Source organism: Pseudomonas sp. 2VD (assembly GCF_005503585.1).
Taxonomy (GTDB): domain Bacteria; phylum Pseudomonadota; class Gammaproteobacteria; order Pseudomonadales; family Pseudomonadaceae; genus Pseudomonas; species Pseudomonas aeruginosa.
In genome coordinates this window covers 1-21489 of the sequence record NZ_SCND01000062.1, presented here as the reverse complement: position 1 = coordinate 21489, position 21489 = coordinate 1, and the positions used below count along the sequence as shown (strand labels likewise).

General features: G+C 66.3%; 18 protein-coding genes and 1 pseudogene. 3 read left to right on the top strand and 16 right to left on the bottom strand.

All coding sequences use genetic code 11. The features are described from left to right. The 12 genes from acs to dksA form a co-directional block, all read right to left on the bottom strand. A partial coding sequence (gene acs / locus FFS27_RS09930; RefSeq protein ID WP_137951987.1) for an acetate--CoA ligase occupies nt 1-1834 on the bottom strand: 1834 nt, incomplete at its 3' end. 193 nt (nt 1835-2027) lie between these two features. Next, nucleotides 2028-3692: a glucose-6-phosphate isomerase gene (pgi, locus tag FFS27_RS09925; protein WP_003100194.1), complete on the bottom strand. Its 1665-nt coding sequence runs from the start codon at nt 3690-3692 to the stop codon at nt 2028-2030. Between the two features lie 89 nt (nt 3693-3781). Continuing rightward, on the bottom strand, nt 3782-4162 hold the full coding sequence (panD, locus tag FFS27_RS09920) for an aspartate 1-decarboxylase (RefSeq protein ID WP_003095150.1): 381 nt from the start codon (nt 4160-4162) through the stop codon (nt 3782-3784). Between the two features lie 93 nt (nt 4163-4255). Next, the gene (panC, locus tag FFS27_RS09915; protein ID WP_021264063.1) at nt 4256-5107 is read right to left on the bottom strand and encodes a pantoate--beta-alanine ligase; all 852 of its coding nucleotides are present in this window, start codon (nt 5105-5107) and stop codon (nt 4256-4258) included. Further along, entirely contained in the window at nt 5104-5904 is an 801-nt protein-coding gene (gene panB / locus FFS27_RS09910; RefSeq protein WP_003095147.1) for a 3-methyl-2-oxobutanoate hydroxymethyltransferase, read from the bottom strand. Before panB ends, panC begins: the two co-directional genes overlap by 4 nt. A 249-nt stretch (nt 5905-6153) precedes the next feature. Continuing rightward, nucleotides 6154-6642, bottom strand: a complete 489-nt coding sequence (gene folK, locus FFS27_RS09905) for a 2-amino-4-hydroxy-6-hydroxymethyldihydropteridine diphosphokinase (protein ID WP_003100189.1) — start codon at nt 6640-6642, stop codon at nt 6154-6156. Beyond that, entirely contained in the window at nt 6639-8042 is a 1404-nt protein-coding gene (locus tag FFS27_RS09900) for a polynucleotide adenylyltransferase PcnB (protein WP_003095142.1), read from the bottom strand. Before FFS27_RS09900 ends, folK begins: the two co-directional genes overlap by 4 nt. An 899-nt stretch (nt 8043-8941) precedes the next feature. Beyond that, complete coding sequence (gene cbrB / locus FFS27_RS09895; RefSeq protein ID WP_003095138.1) at nt 8942-10378, bottom strand: two-component system response regulator CbrB; 1437 nt, start codon at nt 10376-10378, stop codon at nt 8942-8944. Between the two features lie 26 nt (nt 10379-10404). Next, nucleotides 10405-13356, bottom strand: coding sequence for a two-component system sensor histidine kinase CbrA (cbrA, locus tag FFS27_RS09890; RefSeq protein WP_003095132.1), 2952 nt, complete (start codon nt 13354-13356; stop codon nt 10405-10407). Then, entirely contained in the window at nt 13340-13516 is a 177-nt protein-coding gene (locus FFS27_RS09885; RefSeq protein WP_003095129.1) for a hypothetical protein, read from the bottom strand. Before FFS27_RS09885 ends, cbrA begins: the two co-directional genes overlap by 17 nt. 69 nt (nt 13517-13585) lie before the next feature. After that, a complete protein-coding gene (gluQRS, locus tag FFS27_RS09880; RefSeq protein ID WP_003135219.1) occupies nt 13586-14467 on the bottom strand; it encodes a tRNA glutamyl-Q(34) synthetase GluQRS in 882 nt (293 codons plus the stop codon). A 67-nt stretch (nt 14468-14534) separates the two neighbouring features. Beyond that, complete coding sequence (gene dksA / locus FFS27_RS09875; protein ID WP_003095122.1) at nt 14535-14981, bottom strand: RNA polymerase-binding protein DksA; 447 nt, start codon at nt 14979-14981, stop codon at nt 14535-14537. 192 nt (nt 14982-15173) lie between these two features. Here dksA and FFS27_RS09870 point away from each other — a divergent pair, with 192 nt between their 5' ends. Both FFS27_RS09870 and sfsA read left to right on the top strand, forming a co-directional pair. Further along, a complete protein-coding gene (locus FFS27_RS09870; RefSeq protein WP_023101600.1) occupies nt 15174-16346 on the top strand; it encodes a pyridoxal phosphate-dependent aminotransferase in 1173 nt (390 codons plus the stop codon). Beyond that, entirely contained in the window at nt 16346-17053 is a 708-nt protein-coding gene (sfsA, locus tag FFS27_RS09865; RefSeq protein ID WP_003100180.1) for a DNA/RNA nuclease SfsA, read from the top strand. Before FFS27_RS09870 ends, sfsA begins: the two co-directional genes overlap by 1 nt. Before the next feature lie 33 nt (nt 17054-17086). Here sfsA and trmA read toward each other — a convergent pair whose 3' ends face one another. After that, complete coding sequence (gene trmA / locus FFS27_RS09860; RefSeq protein ID WP_021264065.1) at nt 17087-18178, bottom strand: tRNA (uridine(54)-C5)-methyltransferase TrmA; 1092 nt, start codon at nt 18176-18178, stop codon at nt 17087-17089. Continuing rightward, nucleotides 18175-19470: an NCS2 family permease gene (locus tag FFS27_RS09855; RefSeq protein ID WP_003095114.1), complete on the bottom strand. Its 1296-nt coding sequence runs from the start codon at nt 19468-19470 to the stop codon at nt 18175-18177. The genes trmA and FFS27_RS09855 overlap by 4 nt, the downstream gene beginning before the upstream one ends. Nucleotides 19471-19883: 413 nt before the next feature. Here FFS27_RS09855 and FFS27_RS09850 point away from each other — a divergent pair, with 413 nt between their 5' ends. Continuing rightward, nucleotides 19884-20360 (top strand): SecDF P1 head subdomain-containing protein, encoded by a 477-nt coding sequence (locus FFS27_RS09850; protein ID WP_009314236.1) that lies wholly within the window; start codon nt 19884-19886, stop codon nt 20358-20360. Between the two features lie 21 nt (nt 20361-20381). On the opposite strand, the gene ypfJ is transcribed toward FFS27_RS09850, so the two are convergent. Beyond that, complete coding sequence (gene ypfJ, locus FFS27_RS09845; protein ID WP_003095112.1) at nt 20382-21275, bottom strand: KPN_02809 family neutral zinc metallopeptidase; 894 nt, start codon at nt 21273-21275, stop codon at nt 20382-20384. 67 nt (nt 21276-21342) lie between these two features. Then, nucleotides 21343-21489, bottom strand: a pseudogene (locus FFS27_RS09840) (PhzF family phenazine biosynthesis protein); the annotation flags it as partial.

The window sequence follows — 21489 nt, the reverse complement described above, 5'->3', positions numbered from 1 at the left end:
GGATACGCCGCATGATCTTGCCGGAGCGGGTCTTCGGCAGGCTGGGCGCCCATTGCAGGTGATCCGGCTTGGCGAAGCTGCCGATCTCCTTGCCGACCAGGGCCAGCAATTCCTGTTGCAGCGCCTCGCTGGGCTGACTGCCGGCCATCAGGGTGACGAACGCGTAGATGGCCTGGCCCTTCACGTCATGCGGGCAGCCGACCACTGCCGCCTCGGCCACCGCATCGTGCAGGACCAGCGCGCTCTCGACCTCGGCGGTGCCGATCCTGTGTCCGGAGACATTGATCACGTCGTCGACCCGGCCGGTGATCCAGTAGTAGCCGTCCTCGTCGCGGCGCGCGCCGTCGCCGCTGAAGTAATACCCGGGGTAGGGCTTGAAGTAGGTGTCGATCATCCGCTGGTGGTCGCCGTAGACGCTGCGGATCTGACTCGGCCAACTGGCCTTGATCGCCAGTACGCCGCTGCCCGCGCCGTCGATTTCCTTGCCTTTCTCGTCGAGCAGCACGGGTTGCACGCCGAAGAACGGGCGGGTCGCCGAGCCTGGCTTCAGCGCAGTGGCGCCGGGCAACGGGGTGATCAGGATGCTGCCGGTCTCGGTCTGCCACCAGGTGTCGACGATGGGGCAGCGCTTCTCGCCGACCACCTGGTAGTACCACTCCCAGGCCTCCGGGTTGATCGGCTCGCCCACCGAGCCGAGCAGGCGCAGGCTGCTGCGCGAGGTCTGGCGGACCGGGGCGTCGCCTTCGCGCATCAGCGCGCGGATCGCGGTCGGCGCGGTGTAGAAGATATTCACCTGGTGCTTGTCGATCACCTGCCAGAAGCGTGAGGCGTCCGGGTAGTTGGGCACGCCCTCGAACATGAGGGTGGTGGCGCCGTTGGCCAGCGGGCCGTAGACGATATAGCTGTGTCCGGTGACCCAGCCGACGTCGGCGGTGCACCAGTAGACGTCGCCATCGTGGTAGTCGAACACGTACTTGTGGGTCATCGCCGCGCCGAGCAGGTAGCCCCCGGTGGTGTGCAACACGCCCTTCGGCTTGCCGGTGCTGCCGGAGGTATAGAGGATGAACAGCGGGTCCTCGGCGTCCATCGCTTCCGCCGGGCAGTCGGCTGAGGCCGCGTGGAGCGCCTCGTGGTACCAGATGTCGCGGCCTTCGACCCAGGGTATGTCGCCCTGGGTGCGCTCGACTACCACCACGGTGGAGACGTCCGGGCAGTCCTTCAGCGCCTTTTCCACATTCTGCTTCAGCGGGATGTACTTGCCGCCGCGCACGCCCTCGTCGGCGGTGATCACGGTGCGGCAGTCGGCATCGAGAATGCGGTCGCGCAGCGAGTCCGGCGAGAAGCCGCCGAACACCACCGAGTGCACCGCCCCGATGCGGGCGCAGGCGAGCATGGCGTAGGCGGCCTCGGGAATCATCGGCATGTAGATGCAGACCCGGTCGCCCTTTTCCACGCCGCGGCTCTTCAGCACGTTAGCCAGGCGGCAGACGTTGTGGTGCAGCTTGCGGTAGGTGATGTGCGCGGATTCGCTGGGGTTGTCGCCTTCCCAGACGATCGCGATCTGTTCGCCGCGGCGTTCCAGGTGGCGGTCGATGCAGTTGTAGGCGACGTTCAACTGGCCGCCCTTGAACCAGGTGGCCTGGCCTTTCCTCAGGTCGCCGTGGTGGACGCTGTGCCAGGGCTTGAACCAATCGAGGAAGGCCTTGGCCTGCTCGCCCCAGAACTCGTCGGGGTTCTCGACGGATTGGCGGTACAGGCGCTGGTAGTCGTCGTCGTTCAGGTAGGCACGCTGGCGGACGGCGTCCGGCACCGGGTGGACGCTGATCTCGAACATGGCGGTTTCCTTTGTTTTTCTGCTCCGCAAGGTGTCGAGAGACCGCACGCGGCCCCTCTTCAGGTTCGACCAAGGGTGGGCCAGGCGAGTGCCATGTTCAAGTGCCAAAGGCGCGAGCGGGGAAGGCGCCGGGGTCAATCGCCGGACGGAATGAAAAAGCCCGGCCTAGGGCCGGGCTTTGGGGAGAGGCGGATCAGCCGCGATGGCGGCCGCGGAAGAAGTCGATCAGGCCTTGGGTTGAGGCGTCCTCGGCCGGGGTTTCCTCGCTGCCGACCAGGCGCGAATAGACACCCTTGCCGAGTTCCTTGCCAAGCTCCACGCCCCATTGGTCGAAGGCGTTGATGCCCCAGAGGATGCTCTGTACGTAGACCTTGTGCTCGTACATGGCGATCAGCGCGCCGAGGCGGCGGGCGCTGATGCGCTCGACCACCAGGGTGTTGCTCGGTCGGTTGCCCGGGATCACCTTGTGCGGCGCCAGGCGCTGCACTTCGGCTTCCGGCAGGCCCTTGGCGCGCAGTTCGGCCTCGGCCTCCTCGCGGCTCTTGCCGAGCATCAGCGCCTGGCTCTGCGACAGGCAGTTGGCGTACAGCCACTGGTGATGGTCGGCGACCGGGTTGTAGCTGCTCACCGGGACGATGAAGTCCGCCGGGATCAACTGGGTGCCCTGGTGCAGCAACTGATGGTAGGCGTGCTGGCCGTTGCAGCCGACACCACCCCAGATCACCGGCCCGGTGCCGCTGGTGACCGGCGTGCCGTCCTGGCGCACGCTCTTGCCGTTGGATTCCATGTCCAGTTGTTGCAGGTGGTCGGTGATATTCCGCAGATAGTAGTCGTAGGGCAGGATCGCGTGGCTGTTCGCGCCCCAGAAGTCGCCGTACCAGACGCCGAGCAGGCCGAGCAGCACCGGGATGTTGCGTTCGAACGGCGCGGTCTGGAAGTGCTGGTCCATGTTGTAGGCACCGGACAGCAGTTCCTTGAAGTTGGAGATGCCGATGGACATGGCGATCGGCAGGCCGATGGCCGACCACAGCGAGTAGCGGCCGCCGACCCAGTCCCACATGGGGAAGATGTTTTCCTCGCGGATGCCGAAGGCGATCGCGGCTTCCTTGTTGCTGGAGACGGCGATGAAATGGCGGTAAAGCTCTTCCTCGGTGCCGCCCTGGGCCAGGTACCAGGCGCGTGCGGCCTGGGCGTTCTTCAGGGTTTCCAGGGTCCCGAAGGACTTGGAGGAAACGATGAACAGGGTGGTCTCGGCGTTCAGGCGGCTGGCCAGTTCATGGAACTCGCTACCGTCGATGTTCGCCAGGTAGTGGCAGCGCACGCCTTTCTGGGCGAACGGCAGCAAGGCTTCGGATACCAGTTGCGGGCCGAGGAAGGAGCCGCCGATGCCGATGTTCACCACGTCGGTGATCGGCTTTTCGGTATAGCCGCGCCACAGGCCGTTGTGCACGTAGCCTACCAGCTCGGTCATCTGGTGCAGGACGCGGTGGACTTCCGGCATCACGTCGACGCCATCGACCAACACCTTGTCGCCGATCGGTCGACGCAGCGCGGTATGCAGTACCGGCCGGCGTTCGGAGGCATTGATCGCCTCGCCGTCGAACATCGCCCTGATCGCGTCGCTCAGCCGTGCTTCCTCGGCCAGCTTCACCAGCAGGTCGATGGTGTCCTGGCGAATCAGGTTCTTCGAGAAGTCGAGGAACAGTCCACAGGCGCTGAAGGAAAACCGCTTGAAGCGCTCCGGATCGTCGATGAACGCCTGGCGCATCCTGAAGTCCTGCAGTTCCTGGCGATGGGCGGCCAGGGCGCGCCAACTGTCGAGTTGCGTGGCATCCAGCGGAGTGAGGTGGTGCTTCATGGCTGACCTTCTGGTTGGAATTCGATGGCGCACTTATTTGAACATGAAAAAGCCCGGATGAAACCGGGCTTTATCCAGAGGGGGCGAGGTCAGGCGACCTGTATCGGAATCGCCTCGCTGGTATGGCTGAGCTGGTTGCCCGGCGCCATGTACAGCATGCGCGGCTTGTGGCTGGCCAGTTCGGCTTCGCTGTAGTGTGCGTAGGCGCAGATGATCACGCGGTCGCCGACCTTGGCCTTGTGTGCCGCGGCGCCGTTCACCGAGATCATCTTCGAGCCGTTCTCGGCGCGGATCGCATAGGTGGTGAAGCGCTCGCCGTTGTCGACGTTGTAGATCTGGATCTGTTCGTACTCGCGGATTCCGGAGAGGTCCAGCCAATCGCCGTCGATGGCGCAGGAGCCTTCGTAGTCGAGGACGGCATGGGTGACTTCGGCGCGATGCAACTTGGCTTTGAGCATGATGGCGTGCATGGGGCGACTCCTATCGGGTCCGCGGGGGGCGGCAGAGTATGGCGAGTCCGTGGTGAGCGCTCAAGCCCCCGGGAGCCGGGGGCTCGGCATGCGTCAATCGAGGTGGACTGAGAGGTTGTCGATCAGTCGGGTACTGCCCAGGTAGGCGGCGACCAGGATCACCAGTTGGCGGTCGCCGGGTACCCCGGGGCGCAGGCTGATCGGCTCGCGGATTTCCAGGTAGTCGGGGCGCAGCCCGGCCTGTTCCAGGGCCAGGCGGGCGTCGGCGAGCAATGCCGGGAAGTCCTCGGCGCCGGCGCGTATGCGTTCGCCGAGCTGCCGCAGGGTGCGGTAGATCGCCGGGGCGGCGGCGCGCTGCTGCTCGTCGAGGTAACCGTTGCGCGAGGACAACGCCAGGCCATCGGCGGCGCGCACCGTCGGCTCGCCGAAGATCTGCACCGGCAGGTTGAGGTCGCGGACCAGCTTGCGGATCACCGCCAACTGCTGGAAATCCTTTTCGCCGAACAGCGCGAGGTCCGGCTGGACCATGTTCAGCAGCTTGCTGACCACGGTCGCCACGCCTTCGAAATGGCCGGGACGACTGGCGCCGCAAAGGCCTTCGGAGACGCCGGGAACATGGATGCGGGTCTGCCCGTCCATGCCGTCGGGGTACATTTCCTCGACGGTCGGGGTGAACAGCAGGTGGCAGCCGGCTTCGAGCAGGCGTTCCTGGTCGGCTGCGAGGGTTCGCGGGTATTTGTCGAGGTCTTCGCTGGGGCCGAATTGCAGCGGGTTGACGAAGATGCTGACGACCACGAAGTCGGCGCGTTCGCCGGCTTTCTTTACCAGCGCGGCATGGCCGGCGTGGAGGTTGCCCATGGTCGGCACGAAGCCGATGCGCTTGCCTTCGCTGCGGGCGCGCGCCACCGCGGCGCGCAGTTCACGGACGGTCTTGACGGTGTTCATGCGTTGAATCCGTGTTCGGCGGCGGGGAAGGACACGTCCTTGACGGCGCGGACGTAGGCCGCGATGGCGGCTGGGATGCTCTCCTGGCCTTGCATGAAATCCTTGACGAACTTGGGCGAGCGGCCGGTCAGCGAGAGACCCAGCATGTCGTGCATGACCAGCACCTGGCCATCGGTCGCCGCACCGGCGCCAATCCCGATCACCGGGATCTTCACCGCCTGGGTGATCTCTTCGGCCAGCACGCTGGGCACGCACTCCAGCAGCAGCATGGCGGCGCCGGCCTGCTCCAGGGCGATGGCATCGGCGCGCAACTGGCGCGCCTGGGTTTCCTGGCGGCCCTGGACCTTGAAGCCGCCGAACAGGTTGACCGCCTGCGGGGTCAGGCCGAGATGCGCGCAGACCGGCACGCCCATCTGTGCCAGGCGGGCGATCGGCTCCGCCAGCCAGGCCCCACCCTCCAGCTTGACCATGTGTGCGCCGGCCTGCATCAGGCGGACCGCGTCGGCAAGGGTCTGGGCCACGGAATGGCTGGATTCGAAGGCCAGGTCGGTGACGATCAGGGAACCTTTGTTACCGCGTTTCACGCAGGCCGTGTGATAGGCCATTTCCTCGTTGCTGACCGGCAGGGTGCTGTCGTGACCCTGCAATACCATTCCGAGCGAATCTCCGACCAGAAGCACGTCCACGCCGGCCTGGCTGGCGGTGTGGGCGAAGGTGGCGTCGTAGCAGGTCAGCATGGCGATCTTCTCGCCGCTCTGCTTCAACCCTTGCAGGGTGGTCAGGGTTACATCAGGCATGGAAAGGCTCCTCGTTGGGCCGGTGATGAGCCGGCGCGGGGCAAACGGCCACTTATAGTCCGGATGGGGTGGCTCGAAGTCAATTGCAGGTGTTACCGCATTGTTACGGCGTTACTGCCACTGCCGAACGCCGCGCCGCCTGCGGTTGCGCGCGCAGTGTACGCCCATCCGCGGCGTCCTTCGTCAGCTTTTCGGTAACAGTGTGAAGAGCCCGCCGCGAGGTATCCGCGCAGCGGCGGGCAGGCAGGGTCAGGCGCCCGGAAGGCGTTCGATGCCCTCGAACGGACAGGCCGCGAGCAGCTCCGGCAGGTGGCGGCCATCGGGCAGGCGCAGGTCGGGGGCGAGATCGGCGAGGGGATAGAGCACGAAAGCGCGCGCCTGCATGTGGTAGTGCGGCACCTTCAGGCGCGGCAGGTCGAGCAATTGTTCGCCGAACAGCAGGATGTCCAGGTCGAGCGTGCGCGGACCCCAGCGCAGGTCGCGGACGCGCCCCTGTTCCAGTTCGATGGCCTGCAGGGCGTCGAGCAGGTCGAGCGGCGCCAGGGTGGTGTCGAGGGCCGCCACTCCGTTGACGAAGCGCGGCTGGTCGGCGGGGCCGAGCGGGTCGCTGACATAGAGCGGCGAGACGGCGACCAGGCGGGTCTCGGGAAGCCGCTCGAAGGCATCGAGGGCAGCCTGGATCTGCTCGCGCGGTTCGGCCAGGTTGCTGCCCAGCGCCACGTAGACGCGCTGGATCATTCGCCGCTTCCGCCGCTGCCTTCCTTGCGCGGCCCGCGGCGCCGACGGCCGCTGTTGCCGCCGCGGCGACGCTTGCGCGGGGCGCTGCCGTCTTCCTGGCTGACCAGGTCGCGGATCATGTTGCGCCGCTCGCTGTCGCTGACTTCCTGGTAATCGGTCCACCATTGGCCGAGTCCTTCGGTTTCCTCGCCGGCACTTTCGCGCAGCAGGAGGAAGTCGTAGCCGGCGCGGAAGCGCGGGTTTTCCAGGAGCAGGTCGGCGCGCTTGCCCTGGCGTCGCGGCAGACGTTCCTGCATATCCCAGATCTCGCGGATCGGCAGGGTGAAACGCTTGGGAATGGCAATCCGCTGGCACTGTTCGCTGATCAGTTCGTGGGCGGCTTCCTGCATCGCCGGGATGGCCGGCATGCCTTTCTCCTGTAACTGCGCGACGCGCGCCGGCAGGGCCGGCCAGAGCAGTGCGGCGAAGAGGAAGGCCGGGGTTACCGGCTTGCCCTGGCGAATTCGCGCATCGGTATTGGCCAGGGCCTGGCGGATCAGCTTGCCGGTGTAGTCGGGGTTGGCCTGCAGTGCCTTGGCGCTGGCCGGGAACAGCGGCGCGAACAGTTCGTACTCGACCAGCAGTTCGAAAGTGCGCTCGGCCCGGCCGGCGAGGAACAGCTTGAGCACCTCGTCGAACAGGCGCGCCGAAGGGATTTCCCGCAGCAGCGGGGCCAGCCGGCGAATCGGTGCGGCGCTGTGCTTCTCGATCTCGAAGTCGAGCTTGGCGGCGAAACGTACCGCCCGCAGCATCCGCACCGGGTCTTCCAGATAACGCTGCTCCGGATCGCCGATCAGGCGGATCAGGCGATTGCGGATGTCGTGAACGCCATTGGCGTAGTCCAGCAGCCGCTCGCTGGTGACGTCGAAGTACAGGGCATTGATGGTGAAGTCGCGGCGCTGGGCGTCGTCTTCCAGGCTGCCATAGACGTTGTCGCGCAGGATGCGGCCGCTTTCGTTGCTGGACGCGCGGCTATCGCCATCGTCCTGGCCTTCCGGATGATGGGCGCGGAAGGTGGCGACCTCGATGATCTCGCGGCCGAAGTGCACGTGTACCAGTTTGAAGCGGCGGCCGATGATCCGCGCGTTGCGGAATTCGGCGCGGACCTGCTCCGGCGTGGCGCTGGTGGCGACATCGAAGTCCTTGGGAGCGATGCCGAGCATCTGGTCGCGTACGCAGCCCCCGACCACGTAGGCCTGGTAGCCGGCCCGCTGGAGGATCTCGACGACCTTGACGGCGTTCCGGCTGAACTGGTCCCGGCGCAGGGAGTGCTGGTTGTTACCGATGACTTCCGGGGTTGTACGGACGGCGCGCGGACGGCGCAGGGGGGAACGAATGGTCTGGATCAGCTTTTTCAGCATGGATGTGTTATCGGGAGCACGATGTGGGTGATTGCACGCCTGCGTTGCTCAAACAGGACGGACGTCGGGTAATGCTGCGGCATTATCAGGACCTCTCGGGCGAGGCGTGTTCTGTACCCGTTGAATGTTTGGCCCCGCGACGCACAGGGCGTCCCGGGCGCCGGAACCGACTGCGCCATGCATCCTGACAGAAACGAACAGGGGCCGTACATCCTGTTCCCGCGAAGCGGGAGAGGGCCGGGAAGGCTGCGGTGAATCTGGCAAGGCATGCGGATGGCCGCATAGTCTGCGCGGATTCTAGCATTGGATGGGGAAATGGTGTAAGGCGAAGGAAAAACGGGAAAAACAGAGGGAGGAGTGAAGCTACTGGGGGAGCCGAAGCTCCCCCCCAAGTAGGTGCGTGCTTTGTTTTTATTATGATTTCGGGCTTGTTGTTTTTGTTTGTCGACCCGTCCCTTGAGCCAGTCGCTTCAGGGATATCTCCCAGGCTGGGAGTTCAATAGCAAACGGATTGCTTTGGTCGCTGATGCTGCCATGATCGTCGAACGATCCAACCAGTCTGTGCGCTGCCTCAAGGCAGTTTTATTCTTCTTCCGACTGGCTGCGGGACGGGTCCCGACAGCAACTCCTCTCCAAAAGAATCAGTTAGCTGCGCCTCCGCGATTTTGTTTTTGTTGTGCTGGAGTCGTTACGTGTTGTTTTTATTGTCTTCGTCGTTGCTTGTTATTGTTGTTGTGCCAATACATAAGCAGATGCCGTGCCAGTTTTTCGAAACCCAGTAAAATCAAGGGGTTGAGGTTTTCGGTGGGTCGGCGGAGGGCACAAAAAAACCGGGTTCCCGTTACCGATGAACCCGGTTTCTGTTACGCGGTACGTCCGCGGTAACAGGTTGCAGGGTGTTACGAGTCGGCCGAGGCCCCTGATTTGCGTCGCGGAATGCCCAGGCGCTGGCGGCGTTCCCACAGGCATTTGCGGCTGATGCCCAGCTTGCGGGCCAGTTCGGTCTCGGTCATGTGGTCCTGGTGCTCGAGGACGAAGTGCTGGAAGTAGTCTTCCAGCGAAAGGTCCTCGGTGGGCTCGTGGTTGCTGGCCGCGGCGCCCGCCGGGCCGAGGCCGAGGTCGGCGGCGAAGTCGTCCTCGAGGTCGTCCAGCTCAATGTCGATACCCAGCAGGTCGGCGTGGATTTCCTGGCTCTCGCTGAGGATCACCGCCCGCTCGATGGCGTTTTCCAGCTCGCGCACGTTGCCCGGCCATGGGTAATGGCGGATCGCCTGTTCGGCGTCGTGGGCGAAGCTGAGCGGCGCGCGCCCCATCCGGGTGCACTGGCGAGCCAGAAAGGCGCGGGCGATCTCCATCACGTCGTTGCCACGCTCGCGCAGGGCGGGCAGCTTCAGCGAGATCACATGCAGGCGGTAATAGAGGTCTTCGCGGAATTGCCCGGTCTTGGCCAGGGTCTTCAGGTCGCGGTGGGTGGCGGCGATCAGGCGCACGTCGACCTTCTGCGATTGCACCGAGCCGACCCGGCGGATCTCGCCTTCCTGCAATACGCGCAGCAGGCGGGCCTGGGCCTCCAGCGGCAGTTCGCCGATCTCGTCGAGGAACAGGGTGCCGCCGTCGGCCGCTTCGACCAGCCCGGCGCGCCCGGCGCTGGCACCGGTGAAGGCGCCTTTTTCATGGCCGAACAGCTCGGATTCGATCAGGGTTTCCGGAATCGCCGCACAGTTCACCGAGATCAGCGGCGCCTTGGCGCGCTTCGACAGGTTGTGCAGGGCGCGGGCGACCAGTTCCTTGCCGGTGCCGGACTCGCCCTGGATCAGTACCGTGGAGTCGGTCGGCGCGACCTTGCGAATCTTGCTGTACAGCTCTTGCATCGGCGCACAGGAGCCGATGATGCCTATCTCGCCGTCGGCTGCCGCCGGGCTGGCGCCGCGCTCGCCGCCGGCCTTGCCGCCGTTGGCGGAGACCGGGGCCGCGCTGCGGTTCTCCTGGCGGTCCTTGAGGATGCGCGCCACGGCCTGGAGCATTTCGTCGTGGTCGAAAGGCTTGGCGATGTAGTCCACCGCGCCCATCTTCATCGAATCCACCGCCGAACGCAGGCTGGCGTAGCTGGTCATGATCAGCACCGGAATGCCTTCGGCGAGCTTGATCAGTTCGGTGCCGGGGGCGCCCGGCAGGCGCAGGTCGCTGACCACCATGTCGAAGGAGGGGATGGTGTAGCGCTCCTGGGCTTCCTGCACCGAGCCGGCTTCGCTGACCTGGTACTGGTTGCGCTCCAGCAGGCGTCGCAATGCAGATCGGATAATGGTTTCGTCTTCGACGATCAGAATATGTGCCATGTATTCAGCTCTCTCGACGTGCTCGTCTACAGCTCGGCCGTCGGGCCAGGGTGCCGCGGCAGGGTCACGCGGAAGCGGGTGCCGCCTTCTCGCTGGTGATCCGTCGGGCTCTCGATGGTTATCTGTCCATAATGCTCTTCCACGATCGAATAGACCAGTGCGAGGCCGAGCCCGGTCCCCTTGCCGGGGTCCTTGGTGGTGAAGAACGGTTCGAACAACTGGTCCATGATCGCCTTCGGAATGCCGCTGCCCTCGTCCTCGACGACCAGGTCCACGGTATGTTCCGAGGCTTCGCTGCGGACCCGGATCGCGCCGCCCGGTGGGCTGGCGTCGCGAGCATTGGAGAGCAGGTTGATCAGCACCTGGGCCAGGCGCTGCGAGTCGCCCTCGACCCAGTGCGCCGGATCGCAGAGGTTGAAGAACTCTACTTCGACGCTACGCCGGTTCAGCGACAGCAGTCCGATGGCTTCCTGGGCGACTTCGCTCAGGCACACCGGTTCCAGGGCCTGTAGGTGGCTGCCGGAGTGGGCGAAGCTCATCAACGACTGGACGATGCGCGATACGCGCTTGGTCTGGTCAAGGATCTGCTCGCTGATCTCGGTCAGCTCGCCGTCGCCTTCGCGTTCCTCGCGCAGGTTCTGCGCCAGGCAGGCGATGCCGGTGATCGGATTGCCGATCTCGTGGGCTACCCCGGCGGCAAGGCGGCCGATGGAAGCCAGGCGCTCGGAGTGGACCAGCTTGTCTTCCAGCAGTTGGGTTTCGGTGAGGTCTTCCACCAGTAGCACCAGGCCGCTGTTACCCGGCGCCAGGGGTTCCTCGATGGCCGCCTTGTGCAGGTTCAGCCAGCGGGTGTGGCCGTCGTAGACCAGGCGCTGTTTGTGCAGGTGCTCGTCGGGGGCGTCGATGAAACGTTCCAGCAGGCCCTTCCAGGGTTCGGGCAAGGCCGACAGGCGCGAACCGACGACCTTCTGCGCGCCGACCCCGGTGAGTTCCTCGATGGCGCGGTTCCACATCAGCACTTCCTGGTCCTTGGCCAGGGAGCAGACGCCCATCGGCAGGTCTTGCAGGGTCTGCCGGTGGTAGCGGCGCAGGGTGTCGAGTTCGGCAGCCAGGCCGGTCAGCCGGGAGTGATAGTCCTCCAGGCGGCTCTCGATGAAGTGGATGTCCTCGGTGACGTAGCTTTCTTCGCTGGTCTTGTAGGGAAGGAAGGTCTCCACGATGTCCTGGGCGACACTGGGACCCATCAGCCCGGAAAGGTTCGCCTCGATGCGGTCGCGCAAGCGACGCAGGGCATAGGGGCGACGTTCGTCGAAGGGCAGGTGGAGATCGCGCAGGGCCTGCTCGACCTCCTTCTGCGCGGTCTTGGCGCCCAGCGGCTTGGCCAACTGGCTGGCGAACTCCTGCGGCGAACCGGCGAACAGTTCGCGGCGTTGCGGACGGCGTACGTTGTCCACCGCGCAGGCCTCGGCGGCGCCTTTTTCCTCGTCGCTGGCCTCGGTGAACAGCGAGACCAGGGTGAACACCAGCACGTTGGCCGCCAGCGAGGACAGCGCCGCCAGGTGCCAGTTGGAGTCGTCCAGCACGTAGATCACGTCGAACAGCGGCAGGTACAGGCCCTGTACGTTCCCCATCAGGGGCAGCAGCATGGTGATCGCCCAGACCAGCATGCCGGCGATCAGCCCGGAGATGAAGCCGCGGCGGTTGGCGGTCGGCCAGTACAGCACCGAGAGTGCGCCGGGAAGGAATTGCAGGGTGGCGACGAAGGACACTATGCCCAGGTTGGAGAGGTCCTGTTCGGCGCCCAGCAGCAGGTAGAAGGCGTAGCTGGCCATGATGATGGCGACGATCAGCAGGCGCCGGGTCCATTTCAGCCAGCGATAGATGTTGCCCTGCGCCGGCGGCTGGTAGAGCGGCAGCACCAGGTGGTTGAGGACCATTCCCGAGAGCGCCAGGGTCATCACGATAGTCAGCCCGCTGGCGGCGGAGATGCCGCCGATGAAGGCGGCCAGGGCCAGGGCCGGGCTGTCCACCGCCAGGCCGAGGCCGATGGTGTAGTACTCCGGTGTGGTCGAGGCGCCGAGGCGCAGCCCGGCCCAGAGGATCGGCGGTACCGCAAGGCTCATCAGCAGCAGGAACAGCGGCAGGCCCCAACTGGCGGAAATCAGCGCGCGCGGGTTGAGGTTCTCGGTGAAGATCATGTGGAACATGTGCGGCATCACGATGGCCGCGGCGAAGAACACCAGCAGCAGTGTTCGCCATGGACCCTCGGCCAGCGGCGTGTGCAGGGTGGTCAGCGCGGTCTGGTTCTGCAGCAGCCAGACTTCCAGGCCTTCCGGCCCGCCGAAGACGCCGTACAGGGCGTAGAGGCCGATACTGCCGAGCATCACCAGCTTGACCAGCGACTCGAAGGCGATGGCGAACACCAGTCCCTCGTGGCGTTCGCGAGTGGCGATGTGGCGAGCGCCGAAGAGGATCGCGAACAGGGTGATCAGGGTGCAGAAGACGAACGCGACCCGCTCCTGGGCCGGGTCGCGGGTGAGAATGCTGATCGAGTCGGTGACCGCCTGGATCTGCAGGGCCAGCATCGGCAGCACGCCGATCAGCATGAACAGCGTGGTCAGGGCGCCGGCCCAGGTACTGCGGAAACGGAAGGCGAAGAGGTCGGCCAGCGAGGACAGCTGGTAGGCGCGTGTCACCCGCAGGATCGGATAGAGCAGCACCGGGGCGAGCAGGAAGGCCCCGGAAATCCCCAGGTAGATGGCGAGGAACCCGTAGCCGTACTGGTAGGCCAGGCCTACCGTGCCGTAGAACGCCCAGGCACTGGCGTAGACGCCCAGCGACAGGGTGTAGACCAGCGGGTGGCGTACCAGCCGGCGCGGCACGTAGCCGCGCTCGGTGATCCAGGCGATGCCGAAGAGGGTGGAGAGGTAGGCGACGCTGATCAGGATCAGCTGGGTCAGGCTAAAGCTCGTCAGCATCGCGCTGGCTCTGCAGGATGAAAGTGACCACGATGAGGATCAGCCACAGCAGGTACGGGCGGTACCAGGCGCCGTTGGGGTCGATCCACCAGTCCATGATGGCGGGGGAAAAGAGATAGATGCCCACGACCAGGAGCAGGACCAGTCGGTAGATGTACATGCCGCTTCCCTCATGCTTGGGCCGGCAGGCTACAGGCTGCGGGTGGGTGCCGGCAAGCCGCCGGGCGGGCTACAGGCGTTCCTCGGGAAGGGTAGCGCAGCGCGGGATGCGCGTGGCGTCCCAGTGCGCGACGCCCCAGGCCAGCGCCTCGCTGGCGCTGGCCTGGGCCAGTTCGGCCGGCGGCCGCTGGCCGAGCGCGCGCAGGGCGCGGGTCAGCGGCGCGGCGGCCTGCTCGGCGGGCAGTGGCGGGGAGCGGTAGGACTTGCCGAGCTTGTGCCCGTCCGGCTGGACGATCAGCGGCACGTGCAGGTAGCGCGGCTGGCTCAACCCCAGCAGTTCCTGGAGGTAAAGCTGGCGCGGGGTCGAGTCGAGCAGGTCGGCGCCGCGGACGATGTCGGTGATGCCCTGCCAGGCGTCGTCCAGCACCACCGCCAGTTGGTAGGCGTAGAGACCGTCGCGGCGCTGGATGACGAAATCGCCGACCTCGCGGCCGAGATGCTGGCGGACTTCGCCCTGCACGCGGTCGACGAAGCGATATTCCAGCTCCGGCACGCGCAGGCGGATCGCCGCATCCTCGCGGGCGTGCCCGGCGTCGCGGCAGAAGCCCGGGTAGATCCCGGCGAATCCCTCAAGCTGCTTGCGCGAGCAAGTGCAGGCGTAGGCCAGGCCGCTGCGCAGCAGTTGCTCGACCACTGCGGCGTAGGCCGGGAAGCGTTCACTCTGCCGCTCCACCGCGCCGTCCCATTCGAAGCCGTAGCGCTCCAGGGTTTCCAGGATCGCCTGCTGGGCGCCCGGGACTTCGCGGGGCGGGTCGAGGTCCTCCATGCGCACCAGCCAGCGGCCGCCGACGGCACGCGCGTCCAGGTAGGAGGCGACGGCCGCCACCAGGGAACCGAAGTGCAGGTAGCCGCTGGGCGTCGGGGCGAAGCGGCCTACATAGGAAGAGCTCATGGCGCGGGCGGTGCGGCGGGGAACGGCGGAAACGAAACGGGGCGCCTTGGCGCCCCGTCGGTCCGGCTCAGGAGCCGAGTTGCTTCTCGCGGATTTCCGCGAGGGTCTTGCAGTCGATGCAGAGGGTCGCGGTGGGGCGCGCCTCCAGGCGACGGATGCCGATCTCGACGCCGCAGGAGTCGCACCAGCCGTACTCTTCGTCTTCGATCAGTTGCAGGGTCTCGTCGATCTTCTTGATCAGCTTGCGCTCGCGGTCGCGGGCGCGCAGTTCCAGGCTGAATTCTTCTTCCTGGCTGGCGCGGTCGGCCGGATCGGGGAAGTTGGCCGCTTCGTCCTGCATGTGATGCACGGTACGGTCGACCTCTTCCATCAGCTCCTGTTTCCATTTGTTCAGGATCGCGGTGAAGTGCGCGCGCATGCGCTCGCTCATGTACTCCTCGCCCTTGGTTTCCTGATAGGGTTCGAAGCCGCGGGTCATCTGCTGGCTGCTCTGTTGTTTTGCTTTGGTGGACATGAATGGCCGCCTCTCACTTTCGCTAATCCTGTCCGCGGCAGGGTTCCCTCGCCGGCTCTCCGGCCCCGCGGTCGCAAGCGGGCGAACTTACCAGAACGATAACCTTGGCGCTACTCCCGGTTGTCGAGGCTGGTGTCGCCCGCGTAATGGCTTGGTTAGAATCGGTTTTTCCTCGCAAAGTTCGGAATATCCATGGCTACCTCCTATAGCGCGCGCAGTCGGGCCATCGAGCCTTTCCATGTCATGGCCCTGCTGGCGCGGGCCAACGAGTTGCAGGTCGCCGGCCACGATGTGATCCACCTGGAGATCGGCGAGCCGGACTTCACCACGGCCGAGCCGATCGTCGAGGCCGGGCGCGCCGCCCTGGCCGCCGGGCATACCCGCTACACCGCCGCCCGCGGCCTGCCGGCGCTGCGCGAGGCGATCGCGAAATTCTACGGCGAACGCTACGGGGTCGACCTCGACCCACAGCGCGTGCTGGTCACTCCGGGCGGTTCCGGCGCCCTGCTGCTGGCCAGCAGCTTGCTGGTCGACCCCGGCCGCCACTGGTTGCTCGCCGACCCGGGCTACCCGTGCAACAGGCATTTCCTGCGCCTGGTGGAAGGCGCCGCGCAACTGGTGCCGGTGGGGCCGGACAGCCGTTACCAACTGACGCCGGATCTCATCGAGCGGCACTGGGATTCAGACAGTGTAGGCGCTCTGGTGGCGACGCCGGCGAATCCGACCGGGACCCTGCTCGATCGCGACGAACTGGCCGGCCTGTCGGGCGCCTTGAAGGCCCGCGGCGGGCACCTGGTGGTGGACGAGATCTATCACGGCCTGACCTATGGCGTGGACGCCGCCTCGGTGCTGGAAGTCGACGACGACGCTTTCGTCCTGAATAGTTTTTCCAAGTATTTCGGCATGACCGGCTGGCGCCTGGGCTGGCTGGTGGCGCCGGCAGCGGCGGTGCCTGAGCTGGAGAAGCTGGCGCAGAACCTCTACATCAGCGCGCCGAGCATGGCCCAGCAGGCCGCGCTGGCCTGTTTCGAGCCGACCACCATCGCCATTCTCGAAGAGCGTCGCGAAGAGTTCGCCCGCCGTCGCGACTTCCTCCTGCCGGCCCTGCGCGAGCTGGGTTTCGGAATCGCCGTGGAGCCGGAAGGCGCCTTCTATCTCTACGCCGATATCAGCGCGTTCGGCGGCGATGCCTACGCCTTCTGCAAGCACTTCATCGAAACCGAGCACGTCGCCTTCACCCCGGGGCTGGATTTCGGCCGCCACCAGGCCGGCCACCACGTGCGTTTCGCCTATACCCAGAACCTGCCGCGCCTGCAGGAAGCGGTGGAGCGGATCGCCCGCGGCCTGAAGAACTGGCGGCCCTGATGCGTTTCGAGCAGCCACTGGAAGAAGGCCGCCTGCTGCGTCGCTACAAGCGTTTCCTCGCCGATATCGAGAGCGCCGGCGGCGAGCGCCTGACCATCCACTGTCCGAATACCGGTTCGATGCTCAATTGCATGAGCGAAGGTTGCCGAGTCTGGTTCAGCCGCTCCAACGACCCCAAGCGCAAGCTGCCGGGGACCTGGGAGCTGAGCGAGACCCCGCAGGGCCGCCTGGCCTGCGTCAACACGGCGCGGGCCAATCGCCTGGTAGAGGAGGCGCTGCTGGCCGGGGACATCGCGGAGCTTGCCGGTTTCACCGCTCTGCGCCGGGAAGTGGCCTACGGCGTGGAGAACAGTCGCGCCGACTTTCGCCTGGAATACCCCACGGGCGCACTGTTCATCGAGGTGAAGAGCGTCACCCTGGGCTTCGACGAAACCGCCGTGGCGGCCTTTCCCGACGCGGTGACGCTGCGCGGCGCCAAGCACCTGCGCGAACTGGCGGCGCTGGCGCGGGAGGGGATCCGCGCGGTGCAACTGTACTGCGTGAACCTTTCCGGGGTCGAGGCGGTGCGCCCCGCCGACGAGATCGATCCAGCCTATGGCAAGGCGTTGCGCGAGGCGGCGCAAGCGGGTGTCGAGGTGCTGGCCTATGGCGCCGAGGTGACGACGGAAGGATTGCACCTGGCGCGGCGCCTCCCGGTGCGACTCTGAGGCATGGCCGCGCCGTGGGGCGCGGCCACTCGCTCAGCGGCGTTCGAGCAGGACGCCGCTTTCCATGTGGTGGGTGTAGGGGAACTGGTCGAACAGCGCGCAGCGGCTGATCCGGTGCGTGTCGTGCAGTTGGGCGATGTTCTGCGCCAGGGTTTCCGGGTTGCACGAAATGTACAGGATGCGCTCGAAGCGCCGGGTCAGCTCGCAGGTGTCCGGATCCATGCCGGCTCGTGGCGGATCGACGAAGACACTGCCGAAGGCGTAGCTCTTCAGGTCGATGTCGGCCAGGCGGCGGAACGGGCGAACCTCGTTCAGCGCCTGGGTCAGCTCTTCGGCCGACAGGCGCACCAGGCTGACGTTGTCCACCGCGTTGTCGGCCAGGTTGGCCAGCGCCGCATTGACCGAGGACTTGCTGATCTCGGTGGCCAGCACCTTGCGTACCCGGGTGGCCAGGGGCAGGGTGAAGTTGCCGTTGCCGCAGTACAGTTCGAGCAGGTCGTCGTCGCGCTGGCCGAGCGCCTCGTAGGCCCAGCCGAGCATCTTCTGGTTGACCTCGCCGTTGGGCTGGGTGAAAGCCCCCTCGGGCTGGCGGTAGCGGAAGCGCCGGCCGGCGACCGACAGTTCCTCCTCCACATAGTCGCGTCCGACGACGATACGCTTGCCGCGCGAACGCCCGACCAGGTTCACGCCCAGTTCCGCCGCGAGCTTTTCCGCTGCCTGTCGCCAGGCGTCGTCGATCGGCCGGTGGTAGCAGAGGGTGATCAGCGCGTCGCCGGCCAGGGTGGTGAGAAACTCCACCTGGAACAGCTTGAAGCCCAGCGCCGGGTCGGCCCAGGCCGCCTTCAGGCGCGGCATCAGTTCGTTGATGCGGCGGCTGGCGATGGGGAAATCCTCGATCAGGATCGGCGTGTGCTTGTCGCCCTGCTCGAACATCGCGTAGTGACGCTTCTCGTTGCCGGTTTCCCGCCACAGGCGGAATTCGGCGCGCAGCCGGTAATGCTCTCGCGGCGACTCGAAGACCTCCGGCGCGGGTGCCGCGAACGGGGCCAGCAAACCGGCGAGGCGGGACTTCTTGTCTTCCAGTTGTGTGGCGTAGGCGCTGGGGTCGAACTGTGGACGGCTCATGCGTTGAAGAAGCCCAGCTTGATCACGAACAGGACGGAGAGGATCACCAGCGCCGGGTTCAGTTCGCGCCAGCGCCCGGACAGCACCTTGATCGCGGTCCAGGAAATGAAGCCGAAGGCGATGCCGGTGGCGATCGAATAGGTGAACGGCATGGCCAGCGCGGTGACGACCACCGGCGCGGCGACGGTGATGTCTTCCCAGTCGATCTCTGCCAGGCCCGAGGCCATCAGTACGGCGACGAAGAGCAGCGCCGGGGCGGTGGCGAAGGCCGGTACGCTGCCGGCCAGCGGGGCGAAGAACAGCGCGAGGAGGAACAGGATGGCGACGACGATGGCGGTCAGGCCGGTGCGGCCGCCGGCGCTGACGCCCGCGGCGGACTCGATGTAGCTGGTGGTGGTCGAGGTGCCCAGCAGCGAGCCGCCCATGGCGGCGGTACTGTCGGCGATCAGCGCGCGGCCCATCTTCGGCATGTGGCCGTCCTTGCCCATCAGTCCGGCGCGCTTGGCGACGCCGATCAGGGTGCCGGAGTTGTCGAACAGGTCGACGAAGAGGAAGGCGAAGATCACGCTGACCAGGCCGATGTCCAGCGCGCCCTTGATGTCCAGTTGAAGGAAGGTCGGCGCCAGCGACGGCGGCATCGAGACCACGCCGCCGAACTGGGTCACGCCGAGCAGGATGGCGATGGCGGTGACCACCAGGATACCGATCAGCACCGCGCCGGTGACGCTACGCGCCTCCAGGGCGACGATCAGGATGAAGCCGAGGGTGGCGAGGATCGGTGCCGGCTTGGTCAGGTCGCCCATGCCGATCAGGGTTGCCGGGTTGTCCACCACGATGCCCGCGTTCTGCAGGGCGATCAGTGCGAGGAACAGGCCGATGCCGGCGGCGATCGCCGAGCGTAGCGGCAGGGGGATGCTGTTGATGATCCATTCGCGGATGCGAAAGATCGACAGCAGGAAGAACATGGTGGCGGAAATGAACACTGCGCCCAGCGCGACCTGCCAGCTGTGGCCCATGTGCAGCACCACGGTGTAGGTGAAGAAGGCGTTGAGGCCCATGCCGGGGGCCAGGGCGATCGGGTAGTTGGCGATCAGGCCCATGATGGTCGAGCCGATGGCCGCTGCCAGGCAGGTGGCGACGAACACCGCGCCCTTGTCCATGCCGGTCTCGCCGAGGATGCTCGGGTTGACGAAGAGGATGTAGGCCATGGTCAGGAAGGTGGTGATCCCCGCCAGGATCTCGGTGCGCACCGTGGTGTTGTGCGCCTTTAATTGAAACAGCTTTTCCAGCATGTTGGATTCCCCTGAATGTGCTCTGCAACGATCCCCATGGCGCCAGCAGAAGTGGCCGGCCGTGGAGCCGGCCGCCGACCAGGGAAAACCGAATTTCCGCGTGGCGGGCGTTGCATCGCTGTCTCGTCGGCGCGGTACCGCGAACGATCCCGGCAGACGGCTGAGTCCCGAAAATGCGCGAGCCGCATGAAACGACCCACGCACGCCAGGGGCCTCGCGGCGGCCTGCGTGGGGTTCATACGGCTCGAAAAGGCGCGCATCATACCAGTTCGCGGGAGAGGGGTGAATTTCCGCCAGTCTAGTCGATCGTCGCCTCGCGGAAGGCCCTGCTCGCCCGCCCGGCGCGGGCGGCGTTAACATAGGCGTTGGCGTCCGGACGGACGCTCCGCCCAGGTTTTCTGCAGTACCTCATCATGAAACGCTCGAAACTCGCATTCCTTCCGCTGGGCCTGGCGCTGCTGCTGGCCGCTTGCGCCAGCGATCCGCTGCCGATCCCGCAGCACAGCTTCGGGGTCTATGCCACCGCCAGCACGCCTTCCGCGGCGTTCCGCACCCTGGCCGACCCGCAGGGCAAGGCCATGCTGGTGGCGCTGAAGCCCAGCCTGACCCAGGCTGACGTACTCCGCGCCGAGGTCCTGTACGACCAGAACGGTCGACCCGGCGTCGAAGTCACCTTCACCGAACCGGCCGCCCGCCGCCTGGCCGCGCTGACCGGCGAGGCCCGGGGGCGCACTCTAGCGGTACTGGTGGACGGGCGCCTGCGCCTGGCGCCGCGGGTGCGCGAGCCGATCCGCAACGGTAAGGTCTATCTCGACGGGTTGGCTTCGGCCTACGAGGCCAGGGAACTGGCCGATCAGTTGAATGCGCTGGGAAGCCAGCCGGGGCGCTAAGCGCCCGGCTGGCGGCGAGGCTCAGAGCGTCTGGGCCTTGAAGGTATCGCAACTGGCCGGCGAGCCGCTCTCGAAGCCGGTCTTGAACCAGCGCATGCGTTGCGCCGAGGAGCCATGGGTGAAGGAATCCGGCACCACCATGCCGCGGCCCTGGCGTTGCAGGCGATCGTCGCCGATGGCGTTGGCGGCGTTCAGGGCTTCCTCGATGTCGCCCGGCTCCAGCCAGTTCAGCCGCTGCTGTGCACGGTTGGCCCAGACCCCGGCGAAGCAGTCCGCCTGCAGTTCCTGGCGTACCGACAGGCCGTTGGCGCCCTCCATGCGCGCGCCGCGCTGGCGGGCTGCGTTGATCTTGGCCGAGATGCCCATCAGGTTCTGCACGTGGTGGCCGACCTCGTGGGCGATCACATAGGCCTGGGCGAAGTCGCCGGCGGCGGAGAAGCGCTGTTCCATCTCGCGGAAGAACTCCAGGTCGAGGTAGACCCGGCGGTCGGCCGGACAGTAGAACGGCCCGGTGGCCGACGAGGCGAAGCCGCAGGCGGAATTCACCCCATTGCTGAACAGCACCAGCTTGGGCTGTTGGTATTGTGCCTGGCCGCTGGCGAAGATCTGTTCCCAGGTGTCCTCGGTGTCGCCGAGGATCGAGCGGACGAACTCGCTCTGCTCGTCGTTGGCCGCCGGGGCCCGACCGCCGGCCTGCTGCTGGGTGGCCGGCGCCGGGCTGTCCATCTGGCCGAGCAGCGACCCGAGGATCTGCATTGGGTCCTGGCCCATCAGCAGGCCGACCACCACCACGATGGCCACCCCACCCAGGCTGAGGCCCTTGCCGCCGATGCGCATGCCGCCACCGCCGCCTGCGCCTCCTTCGCCCCGGGCATCAATCACGTTGTCACTGCGTCGTCCTTTGCGCCAGAGCATGGCGGTTCTCCTGTACGTTTCGCTTCTTCAGTGTTGTCGTCGTCCGCCGCCAGCGCCACCCCGACCGTCAGGCCGAGGTCAGCAGCTCGGCGCGGGCGAGCAGTTGGACGTGGCCGCCGACCCTTACGCTACCGTCTGTCGCGACCTGGACGTCGAGCCGGCTCGGCCGCCCGAGGAAGCGTCCCTGGTGCAGGACGAAGGGTTCGCCGCGCGC

What these genes read in the sequence shown, in the direction of transcription:
- panB (WP_003095147.1), bottom strand. Translation starts at nt 5,904, where the DNA reads ATGCCTGATGTAACCCTGACCACCCTGCAAGGGTTGAAGCAGAGCGGC.
- panD (WP_003095150.1), bottom strand. Translation starts at nt 4,162, where the DNA reads ATGCACGCCATCATGCTCAAAGCCAAGTTGCATCGCGCCGAAGTCACC.
- FFS27_RS09900 (WP_003095142.1), bottom strand. Translation starts at nt 8,042, where the DNA reads ATGCTGAAAAAGCTGATCCAGACCATTCGTTCCCCCCTGCGCCGTCCG.
- folK (WP_003100189.1), bottom strand. Translation starts at nt 6,642, where the DNA reads ATGATCCAGCGCGTCTACGTGGCGCTGGGCAGCAACCTGGCCGAACCG.
- FFS27_RS09885 (WP_003095129.1), bottom strand. Translation starts at nt 13,516, where the DNA reads ATGTACATCTACCGACTGGTCCTGCTCCTGGTCGTGGGCATCTATCTC.
- sfsA (WP_003100180.1), top strand. Translation starts at nt 16,346, where the DNA reads ATGCGTTTCGAGCAGCCACTGGAAGAAGGCCGCCTGCTGCGTCGCTAC.
- ypfJ (WP_003095112.1), bottom strand. Translation starts at nt 21,275, where the DNA reads ATGCTCTGGCGCAAAGGACGACGCAGTGACAACGTGATTGATGCCCGG.
- cbrA (WP_003095132.1), bottom strand. Translation starts at nt 13,356, where the DNA reads ATGCTGACGAGCTTTAGCCTGACCCAGCTGATCCTGATCAGCGTCGCC.
- trmA (WP_021264065.1), bottom strand. Translation starts at nt 18,178, where the DNA reads ATGAGCCGTCCACAGTTCGACCCCAGCGCCTACGCCACACAACTGGAA.
- cbrB (WP_003095138.1), bottom strand. Translation starts at nt 10,378, where the DNA reads ATGGCACATATTCTGATCGTCGAAGACGAAACCATTATCCGATCTGCA.
- gluQRS (WP_003135219.1), bottom strand. Translation starts at nt 14,467, where the DNA reads ATGAGCTCTTCCTATGTAGGCCGCTTCGCCCCGACGCCCAGCGGCTAC.
- pgi (WP_003100194.1), bottom strand. Translation starts at nt 3,692, where the DNA reads ATGAAGCACCACCTCACTCCGCTGGATGCCACGCAACTCGACAGTTGG.
- panC (WP_021264063.1), bottom strand. Translation starts at nt 5,107, where the DNA reads ATGAACACCGTCAAGACCGTCCGTGAACTGCGCGCCGCGGTGGCGCGC.
- dksA (WP_003095122.1), bottom strand. Translation starts at nt 14,981, where the DNA reads ATGTCCACCAAAGCAAAACAACAGAGCAGCCAGCAGATGACCCGCGGC.
- FFS27_RS09855 (WP_003095114.1), bottom strand. Translation starts at nt 19,470, where the DNA reads ATGCTGGAAAAGCTGTTTCAATTAAAGGCGCACAACACCACGGTGCGC.
- FFS27_RS09850 (WP_009314236.1), top strand. Translation starts at nt 19,884, where the DNA reads ATGAAACGCTCGAAACTCGCATTCCTTCCGCTGGGCCTGGCGCTGCTG.
- FFS27_RS09870 (WP_023101600.1), top strand. Translation starts at nt 15,174, where the DNA reads ATGGCTACCTCCTATAGCGCGCGCAGTCGGGCCATCGAGCCTTTCCAT.